Source organism: Paenibacillus oryzae (assembly GCF_001675045.1).
GTDB classification, from domain to species: Bacteria; Bacillota; Bacilli; order Paenibacillales; family Paenibacillaceae; genus Pristimantibacillus; species Pristimantibacillus oryzae.
This window is the reverse complement of sequence record NZ_LYPA01000050.1, coordinates 115,987-131,006: the sequence shown is the minus strand read 5'-3', so window position 1 is coordinate 131,006 and position 15,020 is coordinate 115,987. Positions and strand designations below refer to the sequence as shown.

13 protein-coding genes and 12 tRNA genes are annotated in these 15,020 nt (G+C 47.4%); 18 read left to right on the top strand and 7 right to left on the bottom strand.

From position 1 onward, the window contains the following. Positions 1–2: 2 nt before the first annotated feature. The 12 genes from A7K91_RS10700 to A7K91_RS10645 all read left to right on the top strand — a co-directional run bounded on the left by A7K91_RS10700 (position 3) and on the right by A7K91_RS10645 (position 1,156). Positions 3–79 (top strand) — tRNA-Asp (locus tag A7K91_RS10700). A gap of 14 nt (positions 80–93) precedes the next feature. After that, positions 94–169, top strand: a tRNA-Phe gene (locus A7K91_RS10695). A gap of 92 nt (positions 170–261) precedes the next feature. Further along, positions 262–337 (top strand) — tRNA-Phe (locus tag A7K91_RS10690). 13 nt (positions 338–350) lie between these two features. Then, positions 351–426 (top strand) — tRNA-Thr (locus A7K91_RS10685). Between the two features lie 5 nt (positions 427–431). Further along, a tRNA-Tyr gene (locus A7K91_RS10680) sits at positions 432–516 on the top strand. Positions 517–521: 5 nt separating this feature from the next. Further along, positions 522–595, top strand: a tRNA-Trp gene (locus A7K91_RS10675). A gap of 21 nt (positions 596–616) precedes the next feature. Then, positions 617–692: transfer RNA gene (locus tag A7K91_RS10670), tRNA-His, on the top strand. A 28-nt stretch (positions 693–720) separates the two neighbouring features. Then, positions 721–795, top strand: a tRNA-Gln gene (locus A7K91_RS10665). Between the two features lie 3 nt (positions 796–798). Beyond that, positions 799–873, top strand: a tRNA-Gly gene (locus tag A7K91_RS10660). A 9-nt stretch (positions 874–882) separates the two neighbouring features. Beyond that, positions 883–956: transfer RNA gene (locus A7K91_RS10655), tRNA-Cys, on the top strand. A gap of 16 nt (positions 957–972) precedes the next feature. After that, positions 973–1,049, top strand: a tRNA-Arg gene (locus A7K91_RS10650). Between the two features lie 28 nt (positions 1,050–1,077). Next, positions 1,078–1,156 (top strand) — tRNA-Leu (locus tag A7K91_RS10645). 67 nt (positions 1,157–1,223) lie between these two features. Here A7K91_RS10645 and A7K91_RS10640 read toward each other — a convergent pair. Continuing rightward, positions 1,224–1,709 (bottom strand): effector binding domain-containing protein, encoded by a 486-nt coding sequence (locus A7K91_RS10640; protein ID WP_068682433.1) that lies wholly within the window; start codon positions 1,707–1,709, stop codon positions 1,224–1,226. Between the two features lie 97 nt (positions 1,710–1,806). Here A7K91_RS10640 and A7K91_RS10635 point away from each other — a divergent pair, with 97 nt between their 5' ends. Continuing rightward, entirely contained in the window at positions 1,807–2,739 is a 933-nt protein-coding gene (locus tag A7K91_RS10635) for a helix-turn-helix transcriptional regulator (RefSeq protein ID WP_068682432.1), read from the top strand. Between the two features lie 169 nt (positions 2,740–2,908). Here the strand turns inward: A7K91_RS10635 and A7K91_RS10630 are convergent, their stop codons facing one another. Beyond that, complete coding sequence (locus tag A7K91_RS10630) at positions 2,909–4,945, bottom strand: copper amine oxidase N-terminal domain-containing protein (protein WP_068682431.1); 2,037 nt, start codon at positions 4,943–4,945, stop codon at positions 2,909–2,911. 342 nt (positions 4,946–5,287) lie between these two features. Between A7K91_RS10630 and A7K91_RS10625 the strand changes: the two genes are divergently transcribed. Then, positions 5,288–5,764 carry a hypothetical protein gene (locus tag A7K91_RS10625; protein ID WP_068682430.1) on the top strand — a complete coding sequence of 159 codons (477 nt, stop codon included), beginning with the start codon at positions 5,288–5,290 and terminating at the stop codon, positions 5,762–5,764. Between the two features lie 126 nt (positions 5,765–5,890). Further along, positions 5,891–6,511, top strand: coding sequence for a nitroreductase family protein (locus A7K91_RS10620; RefSeq protein WP_068682469.1), 621 nt, complete (start codon positions 5,891–5,893; stop codon positions 6,509–6,511). A gap of 101 nt (positions 6,512–6,612) precedes the next feature. Here A7K91_RS10620 and A7K91_RS10615 read toward each other — a convergent pair whose 3' ends face one another. From A7K91_RS10615 to A7K91_RS10605, 3 genes are all read right to left on the bottom strand, one after another. Further along, the gene (locus A7K91_RS10615; protein WP_068682429.1) at positions 6,613–7,038 is read right to left on the bottom strand and encodes a hypothetical protein; all 426 of its coding nucleotides are present in this window, start codon (positions 7,036–7,038) and stop codon (positions 6,613–6,615) included. A 152-nt stretch (positions 7,039–7,190) separates the two neighbouring features. After that, the gene (locus tag A7K91_RS10610) at positions 7,191–8,723 is read right to left on the bottom strand and encodes a M56 family metallopeptidase (protein ID WP_068682427.1); all 1,533 of its coding nucleotides are present in this window, start codon (positions 8,721–8,723) and stop codon (positions 7,191–7,193) included. Then, positions 8,720–9,121, bottom strand: a complete 402-nt coding sequence (locus A7K91_RS10605) for a BlaI/MecI/CopY family transcriptional regulator (RefSeq protein ID WP_082967369.1) — start codon at positions 9,119–9,121, stop codon at positions 8,720–8,722. The genes A7K91_RS10610 and A7K91_RS10605 overlap by 4 nt, the downstream gene beginning before the upstream one ends. A gap of 171 nt (positions 9,122–9,292) precedes the next feature. On the opposite strand from A7K91_RS10605, the gene A7K91_RS10600 reads away from it, so the two are divergent. Both A7K91_RS10600 and A7K91_RS10595 read left to right on the top strand, forming a co-directional pair. Then, entirely contained in the window at positions 9,293–9,721 is a 429-nt protein-coding gene (locus tag A7K91_RS10600) for a MarR family winged helix-turn-helix transcriptional regulator (RefSeq protein ID WP_068682423.1), read from the top strand. Positions 9,722–9,833: 112 nt separating this feature from the next. Continuing rightward, positions 9,834–10,856 (top strand): NADH:flavin oxidoreductase/NADH oxidase, encoded by a 1,023-nt coding sequence (locus A7K91_RS10595; protein WP_068682421.1) that lies wholly within the window; start codon positions 9,834–9,836, stop codon positions 10,854–10,856. Between the two features lie 162 nt (positions 10,857–11,018). On the opposite strand, the gene A7K91_RS10590 is transcribed toward A7K91_RS10595, so the two are convergent. Beyond that, positions 11,019–11,927, bottom strand: coding sequence for an ArsR/SmtB family transcription factor (locus tag A7K91_RS10590; protein WP_068682418.1), 909 nt, complete (start codon positions 11,925–11,927; stop codon positions 11,019–11,021). Between the two features lie 78 nt (positions 11,928–12,005). Next, entirely contained in the window at positions 12,006–13,757 is a 1,752-nt protein-coding gene (locus A7K91_RS10585) for a glycoside hydrolase family 2 protein (protein WP_068682416.1), read from the bottom strand. A gap of 433 nt (positions 13,758–14,190) precedes the next feature. Here A7K91_RS10585 and A7K91_RS10580 point away from each other — a divergent pair, with 433 nt between their 5' ends. After that, the gene (locus tag A7K91_RS10580; protein WP_068682414.1) at positions 14,191–15,015 is read left to right on the top strand and encodes an aldo/keto reductase; all 825 of its coding nucleotides are present in this window, start codon (positions 14,191–14,193) and stop codon (positions 15,013–15,015) included. Positions 15,016–15,020 lie beyond the last annotated feature (5 nt).

The window sequence follows — 15,020 nt, the reverse complement described above, 5'->3', positions numbered from 1 at the left end:
GTGGAGCTGTGGTGTAGAGGCCTAACATGCCTGCCTGTCACGCAGGAGACCGCGGGTTCGAATCCCGTCAGCTCCGCCATTACAACATCATCAGGCTCGGTAGCTCAGTCGGTAGAGCAGAGGACTGAAAATCCTCGTGTCGGCGGTTCGATTCCGTCCCGAGCCACCATTCAATTTCATNGTAGAGGCCTAACATGCCTGCCTGTCACGCAGGAGACCGCGGGTTCGAATCCCGTCAGCTCCGCCATTACAACATCATCAGGCTCGGTAGCTCAGTCGGTAGAGCAGAGGACTGAAAATCCTCGTGTCGGCGGTTCGATTCCGTCCCGAGCCACCATTCAATTTCATATGCCGTTGTAGCTCAACTGGTAGAGCAACTGACTTGTAATCAGTAGGTTGGGGGTTCAAGTCCTCTCGACGGCACCATTTTTGGAGGATTAGTGAAGTGGCTAAACACGGCAGACTGTAAATCTGCTCTCTCTGAGTTCGGTGGTTCGAATCCATCATCCTCCACCAGTTTTAGGGGCATAGTTTAAAGGTAGAACAAAGGTCTCCAAAACCTTTGGTGTGGGTTCAATTCCTGCTGCCCCTGCCAACTGTATGAAAGTGCGACATGGCGGTCGTGGCGAAGGGGTTAACGCACCGGTCTGTGACTCCGGCATTCGTGGGTTCAAGTCCCATCGATCGCCCCATTAACACTTTTGATTAATGTAATAGCGTTGGGGATTAGCCAAGCGGTAAGGCAACGGACTTTGACTCCGTCACTCCAAGGTTCGAATCCTTGATCCCCAGCCATTTGCGGAAGTGGCTCAGCGGTAGAGCATCGCCTTGCCAAGGCGAGGGTCGCGGGTTCGATTCCCGTCTTCCGCTCCATAAGATTATGGCGCCATAGCCAAGTGGTAAGGCAGAGCTCTGCAAAAGCTTTACCCCCAGTTCGAGTCTGGGTGGCGCCTCCACAAAATTTTATACTTTGCGGCCTTAGCTCAGCTGGATAGAGCGTTTGACTACGAATCAAAAGGTCAGGAGTTCGAATCTCTTAGGCCGCGCCATCTTTACAAAGCAACACCCTTTATACGTGCCGGCGTGGCGGAATGGCAGACGCGCTCGACTCAAAATCGAGTGGGAAACCGTGGAGGTTCGAGTCCTCTCGCCGGTATACCAAAAAAGTTCGTTAGAGATCATCTCTAACGAACTTTTTTATATGTCTTTAATTGGTCTGCGCTTTAACCTCGTTTGATTACCGGAACCCACACCTCGACTTCGGCATCCATTGGATTGCCGTTAAGCAAAACCTCCGCAATCGGATTCCCGTTGTACACATATTCATATTCATCGTTCAAGACGGAGCCAAAGGCATAATCCTCCAGACGGTCAAAAGCAAGGCGCGACAATCCGCCGCTTCCCGATAATACCAAATATTCGCTCTGAGGAAAAGGCAGCTCATCCGCAGAGGATGGCACTGGCTGCATCGAGGGGACGCCAGCGTAATAATAAATACCGTCGGGCTCCCGGGCTACAGCGGCAAAGCCATAATTACTTTCAGACAGCGGGCGTAGCGTTGCCATATGTCCTCCTTCAATCATGCTTTTGAAAAAAGCTGTCTTGAGGGGGGAGTAACGCGTGTCATGGATGCTTGTCCCTTCGGCCAAGACCGTTTTGAAGCCAATGAAACGAAAGGCTTCTTTGTTTTCAATTCGGGTTGAAATCATGTTTTTTCCTCCTGTTTCGCGAAAAGGTTAACTACAAGTCCAGCATAGCCTATCAACTATGACAACAGTATGGCATACTTGATGAGAGGTGGTTGCAATGAAAACGGATCGCTTGATTGCTTTAATTATGATGTTGCTTGAGCGTGAGATAATCAGCGCACGTGAGCTGGCCGAGCGCCTGGAGGTGAGCCGGCGGACAATTTACCGTGACGTTGACGCGCTTAATTGCGCTGGACTCCCGATATTTACTCATCATGGCGCGATGGGCGGCGTGGGGCTGATGAAGTCTTTTAAAGTAGGAAAGACCGTGTTTACCTCTCAGGAAATTCAAGCGCTTTTAAGCGGCTTGCATGGCTATAGACAACTGTTTGGACAGCGTGAATCGGTTTATGCAATGGAGAAGCTGAATGCGCTTCATTCAGAAGGAGAACACCGCAGGAAGCAAGGACGTTACGTCATTGATATGGCCCTAAACGCTGGTAATGAATCATTGCGCAAAGAGTTCGGTTATATAGAAACGGCGATGAATGAGCAGTGTTTTGTAATCTTTAGCTATATAAATAGTAACGGGCTTACAAGTGAACGGAAGGTGGAGCCGTATCAAGTTGTGTTTAAGGAAGGAAGTTGGTATTTGCAGGCTTTTTGTACGGAAAAAAAAGATTACCGCATATTCAAATTAGCGCGGATGAGCGGCTTGCATGTGCTGGGCGAAAAATTTGTACCTAGAGATTTCATGTCGTTGCCAATGAATGGCGGGGATTGGATGAGGACGGATTGGGTGAGGGTCACGCTTCGCCTTGATCTCTCCGTTATGGATCGGGTAATTGAACGCTTTGGCGCAGAGCATATTGTTCAGATAGAGGATCAGACATGTATTGCCATCTACCCCATTATTCCGAATGAGCATGGTTATGACCGATTATTAGCGTTTGGAACGAAATGCGAGGTGTTGGAGCCAGCCGAAATAAGGGAAGGTTTTCAGGAATATATTCGTCATATTTTGGCGAAGTATCAGCAGGAGAAGGCTTGACAAGCATAGGCCAGCGTGAGAATTGAACGTTGGCAGGAAGAAGTTGAATAGGCAGCAACGCTAACGTTATTTAGTTAAGAATATGGCGATCATTTCGTGGTTAAAAACCTTGAAATGATCGCCATTATAATTTTGGCGTACCTTCTCTATATTTTATTGTGAGTCTTTGTTAAAAGGTGTAAACATCGGTTACCACGCCATTCGTGAGAACGACGTATTGGTATCCATACCTCCATACTTCCACATTAACGGTTTTGGAGGATACTTTTGAAGTGCTCGATGGCCGTCCCCATGAGAGTTCTACCTGCGTTTTATTCATGCCCATTGAAATTTTGGAAGCTTTAATGGAATCCCAGGTTGAAGCCGGCCAGTTGTATTTCTTGTATGGATCATAGGACAGGAACGTATAGGAGTCGCCCAAAATTTTGGTTACAAAATCCCGTGACGTCACTTCCGATTTTATTGTTTTGCCATCTGTTTTGGCGAAAACAATTTCGAAGTTTTCTCCGCCTACTGGAACAATATCGGTAATGGTAAGCTTGATGAAACGTTCCCAATTACTATATCTATTCACCCAATACGATTTTCCAATATAATTGGCAAGTGCTCCTTGCGCTTCCTTCTTTTTAACTTTTGGCGTATCACTCGACTCAATAATCATGGTTCCCGAGCCAACGGAAACTTTCAACTGTTTCAGCTTGGAATCCCATTTTGCAACAGCGCCTGTTGCTTTAGTCAGGAATGTGGCCGGGAACACCGCGCCCCCTTTTTCTTCGCGAACTGCCTGATCCAGCGCTACTTCTTTGCCGTCCACTGTCGCCTTTTTCTGGCCTACTTTCAGAATGATAGACTTCGAGCCTAGCGTAATATCATAACTGTTGCTTGTTTTTGTATAGGAGACAGATCCCCCCAATGACTGGAACACGCTTTTTACTGGCAGCATTACTGTTTCGTTAGCGTATATGGCACCAGTCAAATTGCTGCCGAGACTGGATGCAAGCGTAACTTTTTTGGTTATATCGCCTACAGTAACCGTTGCCGTAACGTCACCAATGCCCAATACCTTATAAGATCCGTCTTTTTGAGCTTTAAGTAAATGAGGTTTGTCGATGCTCAGAACAATATCTTTACCGGATAATGTTTCTTTATAACCGTTTGTATAGGATTGTACGATTTTGAACTGTATGGTATTGCCTACAGACGGCTTTGCGTTAGAGGCGGTAAAAGAAAGTCCAGATACAGCAGGCGGTTTGATTGGTGTTGCTTCTAATCCTTTTCCGCTAAGTGGAACCGCGTAAATGCCCCAGTTTCCGTCCTTGTGCTGAACAAGCCATTGCTGATTGCCTCTATTGGGATAAAACCCCTTTTTTCCATCATCTGATTGAATATTGAGCGAACCTTTATAGATGGAGGCTTTGGCCGCATTCTTTATACCATCCACCTGCTTCAGCAGTTTGTAATTGTTGTGATAAGTATCTGTTTCCCACACCGTTCCATCCTTTCGTGTGACGAGTAGCTTATCTTCATCGGCATAAGAGATATGCACGGCATCCGTTGTCACAACATATGGCTTAAATTGGACGTCCTCTACGCTGAAATCGAAGTCCAGCAAGTTAACGGCTACAACTTTACCGGACTTGTCCATATACGCAAGAGAGTTTTTGCTCAATATCTCCAAAGAGATGATAGACGAAGCATCCGGTACCTGGTCGACTACATATTTTAGGTAGGAATGATGGATTTCTCCGCTGTTGGTCACATAGGCAATGGAGTTAAAGGCTGAATCCAGCAAGGAGATGTTTTGTAAATCCTTACGCTGTTCGCCGTTGTAAGACCATACGGTGCCGTCATGTTTAAGGTAGTAGTCGTCTGTTAAATGCTTTATGCCGCTTTGCGTTTTGTCTACCGTGGGAAATGATTCGTTATTCCAGGATATCAATTCGTCATTGCTAGTAAGCGCATAATCATAATCCAAGCTGGAACTGCGATAGGCGCTATGAATGTTAGCCGCTCCGACGTTCACCTTCTCATAGCCGGATGCTGCCCATAAACGCTTAAGCCATAACGTGCCGTCGTCCATTAGAATGGTATCCATCTGAATATCCGCTATGCGGGGGGGAGCTTCGGCCGCCTGGATAGTCGAAGTGACGAATGAAGCAGTCACGAAAACTACAAATGCAGCAATGGACATAATAGCTTTTTTCATTAGTACAAACCTCCTTTAATATAGGAACAATATACCATAAACATTATAAATACTGTAAGTCTCTAAGCCTAGTAGTATTCATTGACAGAACTGTAACGGAGAGAGCCAAAACATTGATTCTAATCGGAATCTCCCCCGCAGCAAGAGCAGAAATGTTTGTTAGCGCCTAGCCGAAGATGCGGGCAAGGCTATCTGTTTCTTGTATGAAAGAGGGCATTTGCCAGCTAATACTGTATGCAACTTTTTGGAAGAAGGTTTCGTTAAAAATGTAAATACCCATTGTAAGTTGGAGGTTAATGGAAATCTAAATAAGTAATGAATGAGAGAGCGAGGACATAAAAAATGAAAAAGATGATGCTATTCATTTGTGTTTTGGCTTTTGGTCTTATGTTGGTTGCTTGTAGTTCGGATCGAAATCAAGCAGCACTGCCTGAGCCGCAAACCTACTCGGGATATCTCTTTTTGGAAGGAAGTACGCTTAAGATTGATGATTTTGAGTTTATAACCTCTAAGGACACAGAAAGAATGAAGGAGTTAGGTCTAACAGAAGCAGACATGCCCAACGGATATTACATTTACAATGAGTCGGAGGATATCAAAAGCTTTACGCTTGACGAGAAAACGCAATATCATTTTTATGACACCGGGAACCTTTTTGTAAAGGAAGAGGATGATAAAAGATATTCTACGACGGACCTTGAACAGTTCAGGCTGTTCTTGTATGGAGACGATGATATCCCTTTGCATACTCCCTTTGAAATTGAAGTACAGGGGGAAACGTTATATCGATTAATGAAATATTCGTTAATTAGCTATTGATTTTGACCGCCAACACGAACCCTGCTAGTATAATGATTAACAGAAGCAGGTTGTGGGTTGAACTATACGCCGGCTCGCATAGCTAAAATTATTTTGTTCAGCTTGTACAACGATGGGGGAGACAACATGGAGCATTTTGAAAAGCTGGTTAATGAAAGGCGATCGGCAAGCAATTTTTTGGACAACCATCCTATTACAAAGGAGGAGCTCGACGGAATTTTTCAATTAGTAAAGATGGCTCCGTCCGCCTCCAATTTGCAGCACACCAATTATTTGGTTGTACTTGACCAGGAACTGAAGCAAAAGGTGAAACAGGCAGCGATGGGACAACATAAGGTGGGTACGGCTTCAGCGGTTATTATCGTTCTGGGCGACAAGCTTGCCTATAAAGACGCAGGCCGAATCTATGAAGGCCTGTTAAGCCTTGGCATTTATACCCAGCAGGAATACGATCATGCGGTACGTCTGGTTACGACTACATATGAAGGCAGCGGTGAGCATTATCAACGTGATGAAGCGATTCGCAATGCATCGCTGTCGGCTATGCTGTTTTTGCTTGCTGCCAAAAGCAAGGGCTGGGACACGTGTCCAATGATTGGCTTTAACCCGATAGCGCTTCGCGAGGTGTTGTCAATAGAGGAGCAGTACGAGCCGGTATTGATGATTACAATCGGTAAGGAAAAGCTTAGCAGCCGCAAGCCACGCGGATACCGGAAGCCTATTTCAGAATTTGTAACCTATCTATAATCCAATCATTATTATTTTTGTTACTTACTTTGTCTTGTTGCACGAAGAGAGACAGCCGTAATAGCTGTCTCTCTTTATTTGCGCTTAATGGTGTAAAACTATTAATAAAGCGTATTAAATTGCGATTGGACGGGATTGCGCAGCAGGCCTGAGTACATGGATGAGCCATAGAGCAACGGCGTGCCAGAAAGCAGGGTTGTAGCTGATAGCGGAGATGTACCTGCAAGCAGCGGCGTACCCGTTAAGGAAGAGCCAGAGAAAGCAGAATAAAGCAGCAGGCTGGACAGCAAATCTGCTGACTGGGACAGTCCCCGGCTGAGCAAAGAAGGCGAATGCAGATATGGGTCTGGGGAAGATGCAGGCAGCCTGGCATTCATCACATTTTCATTTGCTGATTTTATGCTGTAAAGTGCAAGCAGATCGGCAAAGGAGCGGTCTGGGCTTGATTGATACGCCTTTGTTGCGGTTGCGGAATAATGCTGGCATTGACAGGTGGTATTTACATTCACAGGCTTGGAAACATTCATCGATTACATCCTTTCAACATTAGACATTGATGCATCGTATAACACTAGCAAGCAGTTTAAGCTTTTTGAACAGAACCCCACAAATGGACTACCTTTATAGTCTATTTGTGAGTGGAAAATAAAGCGGCTGCTGGAAATGTAATGGGCGCCGCTTAATACAAATTGATCTGCTGGAGTACTTTCAGTGTCTCCACATCAGTGACGCTTCGTTTGCTGAAGCTGAAGTTTAGCCACTTGCCGCTGTAGGAGGGATAATGCAACATAAATAGGATATGGCCTTGCTGAATATTGCGTTGAAAAGTTTGCTCCAATACGGGACGGGTATCTATCGGAATGGGAACATCTTTGTCAACGAGCGCCAGCCTCAAACCATCCCTCCACTGCTCCCAATAGCTTTGTTCCATCGGTTGCCGAAGCAAAAGGGTAATGTTTTCGGAGGCAACGGGTTGTCCGATCATCAACGTGCTCATGTCCTGCAAAACAGACATGCTTCGCAGATTAAGAGATTCATTCATCCAGAAGACATACAGTACAGGCTCCGGCATATACACCTCGGCGGCTTTTTGAGCTACGGTATTTCCTGCTGAAAAGATGCTTAATCCAATCAGTAAGGCCATAAAACCCGTTAATTTGCGCTTGCGCTGCGATGAAGGTGAGGCTTGCAGCAACCCGGCAACGGCTTGCACTCGCTCCATCAGAACGGAGCGTTTTTCCAGCCATGAAACGGCAGAGCCGGCTTGTCCGGACCGGGCCAGTCGGGTATTCAAATCGCCTTGCTTGAGCAGCAGAAATCCGTAGGCGGTTTTATCCGCTAACGATAAAAGCTTGGTCACCCCTTTGTCGCATCGAAATTCCGCATCATCGCGCAGCCGTTGAACAGCCCAATGAAGAAGAGGATTAAACCAGTGAAGCACCAATATGAATTGGGAGATCAACAAGAGCCAGCCATCTCTCTTTTTCCAATGCTGCAATTCATGCAGAACAATCATGCGCAGCTCCGACTCTGTGTACAGCGATTGGAAGTCATAGGGAAGTACGATGCGCGGCCGAAGCAAGCCATGAATGAACGGAAAGACACTTCCTGCGAGCAATAACTCTGTACGAGCTTTAACCTTTGCTTCTGTCTGGCATTGATGAAGTAAGGCTAATACAACGGTGTCATGGCAAGGGAGCGCCCGGCCCAATAGACGTTTTGTTCTGATCTCCTTGCGGTATTCAACGCCAGCGCGGATTAATGCGCCTAACAGCCAAAGAAGGGCGATGACGGACATGGCTTGATCCCGTGCAGCCGCTAAGCTTCGAAGCCGGCTGGCTTCTTCATCATATAAAAATCCGGTACGCGGCTCCTCGAAGCCGTTAACGTAGCCGGGAAGCGAGGAAGAAGCAGTATCCGCATGACCCGGCAGTATCTCCCCCCACCGACTCATTACGTTATCCATAATTGCGCCAATTCCGTAATGATGTTCATACAGATAAGGATCAATGAGATTCTCCAGACTGGCAAGCCCAGGAATGTTGATTGAGAACAACGACCTCAGCAGCATAATGCTCCACAGCATGATCATGAGCGAAGGAGAAGCCCATCTCCAGGCCACTTTTCTGAACGCCAAAACAATGATTGCGATTATGGAGGCTGATAGCGACAACTCGAATATTTTGACAAAAGCGATATGAAGGGCAGTCATGGAGAACGAAGACGCTGGGCGGCTTGCAGCAGCAGCTCCCGCATAGCTTCGGCTTCCTCCGTAGAGCTTAGCTTGTCCTTCAGAAAGCTGTTGAGCAAGGCTCCAAAATCGCCGTCGTAATGAAGCTCAAGGAAATGTTCTCTTTCCTGGCTTAAATAAGTCTCCTCGCTAATAAGCGGCGAGTAGTGATAAAGCCTGCTGTCCCGGCTGTCAACTTCAAAAACGACAAGCTCCTTTGCAACCAAATTCCGAAGCAATGATTTGATAGTTCGGAAATGCCACGGACGATGCTTTCCGATTTGTTCAATGATGACCGCAGCGGTACAGCGCTGCTGCTCCCACAACACTTTCATAACGGTAAGTTCTGCGGTTGTGATGGAATACTTTTTATCGCGCACAGCAATCCTCCATTCATCCATATCCCTAATGGTATTTATCGGCAGTCAATAAGACTATTATTATAGTCTTTTTTCGTTTTAGGAAAAACAGCGGATTTGACAAAGGAATAGCAATAAGTTAAATTATATGCATGCGCATGTTTATTTCTCAAATGAAAACAGGTGAGAGGGATGAATACATTTAACACGGATGAACGTTTGATCAGATGGTTGTCCTTGTCGCATATCCAAAGCCGTATTAATGATGAGCTGGAGCGTTCGCTTCAGGAAAAGCATGGGTTGTCATTGAAGGAATTTTATGCGCTCCATTTTATATCGCAAACAGCGGAAAAAAAGCTTAGATTGCAGCAGCTTCAGGAGATGGTTGATCTGAGCCAAAGCGCGGTTTCGCGTCTGGTGGCCAGAATGGAAGCAAGGAACTGCGGCTCGCTGCAAAGGCATGTCTGTGAGGCGGATCGCCGCGGCATTTATACCTGCATTACCGAATTAGGCGAAGAAAAGCTGCAAAAGGCGCTTCAAACGTTTAACGAGGTTTTGCAGGCTGCCTTATTGGAGCAAGGCTTGAAAAAAGAGCTTCAGTCTAACCTGCAGGAGCTTTAATTGCTTTTTAGGGCTACAGTATCGCATTGGATAATAGCATTAGCTGCAACTGTTTTTGGTTGCATCTGTTTTCTACTTTTAGCGGCACCCAATTTTGAGAGGAGTTTTATTCATGCATGATCTATATACCCCGTTCAAGCTGAAAGGGCTGGAGCTGAAAAACCGGATTGTAATGCCTCCGATGTGCCAATATTCCGTTGAGCAAAAGGACGGAATCGCGAACGACTGGCATTATTTGCACTATGTAAGCCGTGCGGTGGGCGGAGCAGGTTTTATTATTATTGAAATGACGGATGTTGAGCCGGACGGCCGCATTTCGGATTATGATCTGGGCTTGTGGAGCGATGAGCATATTCCCGCATTAAAAAGAATTGTGGATGCTTGCCATCAATACGGCGCCAAGGTAGGCATTCAAATTGCCCATGCCGGGCGCAAGGCGGAGGATGCGGCTGTACCGGTATCGGCGTCCGCGATAGCTTTTGACGAAAAATCAAAGCAGCCAAGAGCACTGGAGACGGAGGAAGTTAAAGGCTTGGTGCAGAAATTTCGGGAGGCTGCGGCTCGTGCGGTAAAGGCCGGGTTTGACGCTATTCAAATTCACGGGGCCCACGGCTATTTGATTCATCAGTTTCATTCCCCGCTAACCAATAAGCGGACCGACGAATATGGCCGGGAGCTGACTCGTTTTGGCCGCGAAATTATTGAGGCGGTTAAAGCAGAAATGCCGGAGGAAATGCCGCTTATTATGCGGATATCCGCCAAGGAGTATGTAGACGGAGGATATGGACTCGAAGAAAGCTTGGCTTTCTCCAAAGTGTACATGGAAGCGGGCGTTGATGTGTTTGATGTTTCATCAGGCGGGGAAGGACCGGTTGGGTCAGGGTCAAGACCAGGCACCCACGCCGCGTATCAAGTGCCGCTGGCTCGTGCTATTAAAGAAACGCTCGATATTCCGGTTATCGCGGTAGGAAGGCTGGACGATCCACTTGTGGCGAACGCTGTTGTGGGCAATGGGGATGCCGATCTGGTCGCAGTCGGAAGAGGGATGCTGCGCAATCCGTATTGGGCGCTGGAAGCGGCGGCGCAATTAAAGAAGGAAACAGCGATACCGAAGCAATATGGAATGGGTTTTTAAAGGATAGAGGCTAGAGAAGCTATAGAGGCTAGAGAAGCTGGAGAGAAACAAGACTGTTTCCGCTCCAGCTTTTTTGTGTCTGGCAGCAAGCGGCTTTTTACTCTTATCGCGCTGGGGGCGCTTGGGCAAGTTTTTTGCGAGTTTGCTTGTTTATATGTTTGCTTATTTGTCTCCGTATAGCATCTCAAATTGAATATCCTGATTATAGTTGCCAAAATGCTTGCCGAACAAGCTGAGTCCGCCTGCGTTTTTGGCAGTTTCGGGAGCTGCGATGCGGAAGCGGATATTCTCGCCGTAAGGCAGCGGGATTTGATTAATGGCTATATTGGACATGGGCATCCCGTCGATGTAACAACCTTGCGCTTTAATCTGAATTGTTTTTAACAGCCCGTGCTGCGTGCCGTGCTTCCACCACTCCGGCGTGTGAACCCCACGGCTGCTGCCGAAATCTCCCGGGCAGGTCCAATGGCCGATGCTTACGTCGTTCAAATAAAAATAAATATCCGAAGGCCAGTTTTCGTTAAAGCCAGGCGCCTCGGAGCATAGCTCCAGCGTGATGGAGATAGCGTCCGCCTGCTGGTTGGACAGCAAATAATTTGGTATTCGATATTCCACAAAGCCGCTGCTAAACCAAAGATGGGCAGCGGCAGTCCGATCGGGATCAGAGAAATAGCGCGGATCGTCGAACATACCGATGATTTTGTCTGGTGAAGCGAGACCGCAGGTTGGTTTTGCCTGATAGTCCGTATAGTGGCCGATAGGAATCGATATGGCATACCGGTTGGGAGCGGGCTCGGCAGGCGTTCGGAACCGAAGCGTAATATCGTCCATTACCAGGCGGCAAACCTTCTGGCGTCCCCGCAAACCGGATATCCCTTCTGTTGCAATTATGCCGGCCTCTTCCAGCTTTTGAACGTGCTTCGTCACGATTGCCGATGAAACCCCAAGCGCGTAGGCCATTTCCTTAATGTTCATGGGTTGGACCTCAAGCAGCTTAATCATCCGTATCCGGCTTTCGGAGGCAAGCGCTTCAAAAAAATGCACCTGCTCCGCCGATACCTGTATATTCATGGATTTACCCCGTTTCATTCCTGCTATGCTACACGTATTATATAACCGCCGAATGACCGGATCAACTGATAGAGACTTTTAATCCTCGATAGCAGCGCGTCTGCGATTAACGCTTTTTAGCCATTCCAAATCAAATTTGGGCTTGCGGTCATATGTGTACAGGCCGTTTATTTCCTGCTCGATGTCATATAGCTGCGTATAGCAGAAACCAAACATATGGGGATTATCCAGCAGAGCATTCGTCAATCCCTCGTAGCGAAGCTTAAACTCCGCTTCCGTTTTGGGACGATCTCCATAACCCCATCCGTCTTCTGTCGCTTGCTCCGGGTCCCATCCGATACCGCCATATTCGCTGACAAAATAGGGCTGGCCGCTATAGCTCTGACGCTCGGGAAAGGAAACCCAGGGCTCTCCGCCGTCAGCTAACGGCTGGTGGCGTTTTCGAAAGCTTTCGGGATTCTGGTCATAATCGTGAACGTCGAAGATATCGGTCGCGACATGGAAGTTGCCGCTTGTATCTATGACGGGCCGCGTTTCATCGAGACTTCGGGTCGTTTCATAAACGATACGCAACACATCATTATTCTGGCGGGCTCCGCCCGGTGCATCCCATGTTTCGTTGAACGGACACCATCCAATAATGCTGGGATGATTAAAATCCCGTTTAATCCCTTCGATCCACTCCGGCAAAAATGTGGCGAGCGCGCTTGAATCGCTAATATCCAGCCCCCAGTTCGCATGCTCTCCCCATACCAAATAACCAAGCTTGTCGGCCCAATACAAATATCTTGGCTCGAACATTTTTTCATGCAGACGCGCGCCGTTGAAGCCGGCGGCAAGCGATAGCTCAATATCCTTTTTTAGCGCTTCGTCGCTAGGAGCTGTGTAGATGCCGTCGGGATAAAAGCCTTGATCCAGCACAAGCCGTTGAAACACCGACTGTTCGTTGATGCGGAAGGCCATGCCGTCGAGCCGTATGGAGCGCAATCCGAAATAGGAGCTTGAGCTGTCGATAATCCGGTCTTCCTGCAATAGCTCCACCCTAAGATCATAGAGCTTGGGAGAGCCGGGATGCCAAAGATGTTTTTCCGCAAGCGGCAAAGTCAGCCGGACGGATCGGGCTCCAACTAAAATCGTTTGCTGGCCGGTAGCCTTTCCCTCAAAGGACGAGGAGCAGCGAAAAGAAAAGCCGGTTGTGGGACCGTTAATCTCTGCGCTCACATGCAAGCATTCGTTAGCAGGATCGGGATACAGGAGAAAAGAGGAAACATAAGTGGCGGGGACATGCTCAAGCCACACGGTTTGCCATATGCCCGTTGTTCTTGTATAATCGCACCCCTGAGAGCGATAAGTGCCGCTTTGCTTGCCGCGCGGCTGCTTCCCGGAACGAACGTCGTCCTCCGCATATACGGTAACGATATTGCCGCCTTCGCGAAGCGCATGCCGGACGGGAAACGAAAAGGAGCTGTAGCCGCCCCGATGACGGCCGATCCAAACGTCGTTCACCCAAACTTCCGCCTCGTAATCAACCGCGCCAAAATGAAGCAAAACCTCGCCGGATTGCCATTCTGTCGGCAGAACAAAGCTTCGCTTGTACCAGACGGCGGGAATAAAGTCGGTATGCCCGATACCGGAGAGCTTGCTCTCCGGACAAAAGGGAACAACAATGGTATGCCCCAGCTTGGCCTCGGGCTTTTGCAAGCCGCGTTCTTTGCCGCTGCGTGAAGCATCGAATTCAAATTGCCATTCGCCATTCAGGTTTAGCCAGGACTGGCGCATGAATTGAGGACGCGGATGCTCGGGACGTGGTATAAAAAGGGTTGAGTTCATTAAGCTTCCCTCCATTTAAATAATCAAATAGTTAATCAATAAGGTAATCAAAAGGTTAATTGAAAAGGTGGTTCATAAGCTAATCTGCAAATGAGGTTACAAATTGTTTATAACGTATAGACGATATTTAGTCAATGAAAACATTGAAAATGTCTACGGTCGATGTAATGCAACGCTTTGTTTGATAACTGATTACTTAATGAAATGGTTAATGAAATAATCGAACAAATGATTAATCAAATGGTTAGCTAATTGATGGAGAATTGATGGAGTATTAAACCTAACCTGTAGCTAATTTGCCGCTATCTTTTGAATGATGGGAGGCTGGCATGTTACAATTTGGCATGTACAGCGGAAGACGACGGGATATCGTTAACCGTTCACTTCCGGGGTAAATCAGTTGATAACAAAAAAACATAAGAGGTGAAGAGACATGATTCATGTAACGTTGAATAACGGTTTGCAAATGCCTCAGCTTGGTTTTGGCGTCTGGCAGGTTAGCGACGAACAAGCCGCCGAGGCGGTAAGCAACGCTTTTAAGGCAGGCTATACGTCTATTGATACAGCTATGATTTACCGCAATGAACGCGGAGTGGGGAAAGCGATCAAGCAATCCGGCATTCTCCGGGAGAAGCTTTTTATTACAACGAAGGTTTGGAACGCCGATCAAGGGTATGACAATACGCTGCGCGCTTTTGAGGAAAGTCTGGAGAAGCTGGAGCTGGATTATATTGATCTGTACCTGATTCATTGGCCTACGCCGCAATTTGATCAATACGTGGACACCTACAAGGCGCTTGAAAAGCTTTACCATGACGGCAGGGTGAAGGCAATTGGCGTGTGCAACTTTGAAATCGAGCATCTGGAGCGGGTGCTTAAAGAGTGCGAGGTTAAGCCGGTCCTTAATCAGGTGGAGTGCCACCCTTATCTGGCTCAAAATGAACTAAGAGCATTTTGCGAGCAGCATGATATTTTCCTGGAGGCATGGAGCCCGCTGGATCAAGGCGGCGACGTACTGAAGGATGAGGTTGTGGTGAAGCTGGCTGAAGCTTATGGCAAAACGCCGGCTCAAATTGTGCTTCGCTGGCATCTTCAACGCCATACAATTGCCATTCCCAAATCGGTGACGCCTTCCCGAATTGTTGAAAATATAGCTGTATTCGACTTTCAATTGTCCGATTCCGATATGGAGCAGATCAATGGGCTGGATTGCAATCGCCGCAAAGGTCCGCATCCAAATGAGCTCCATAACAGATAAACGGA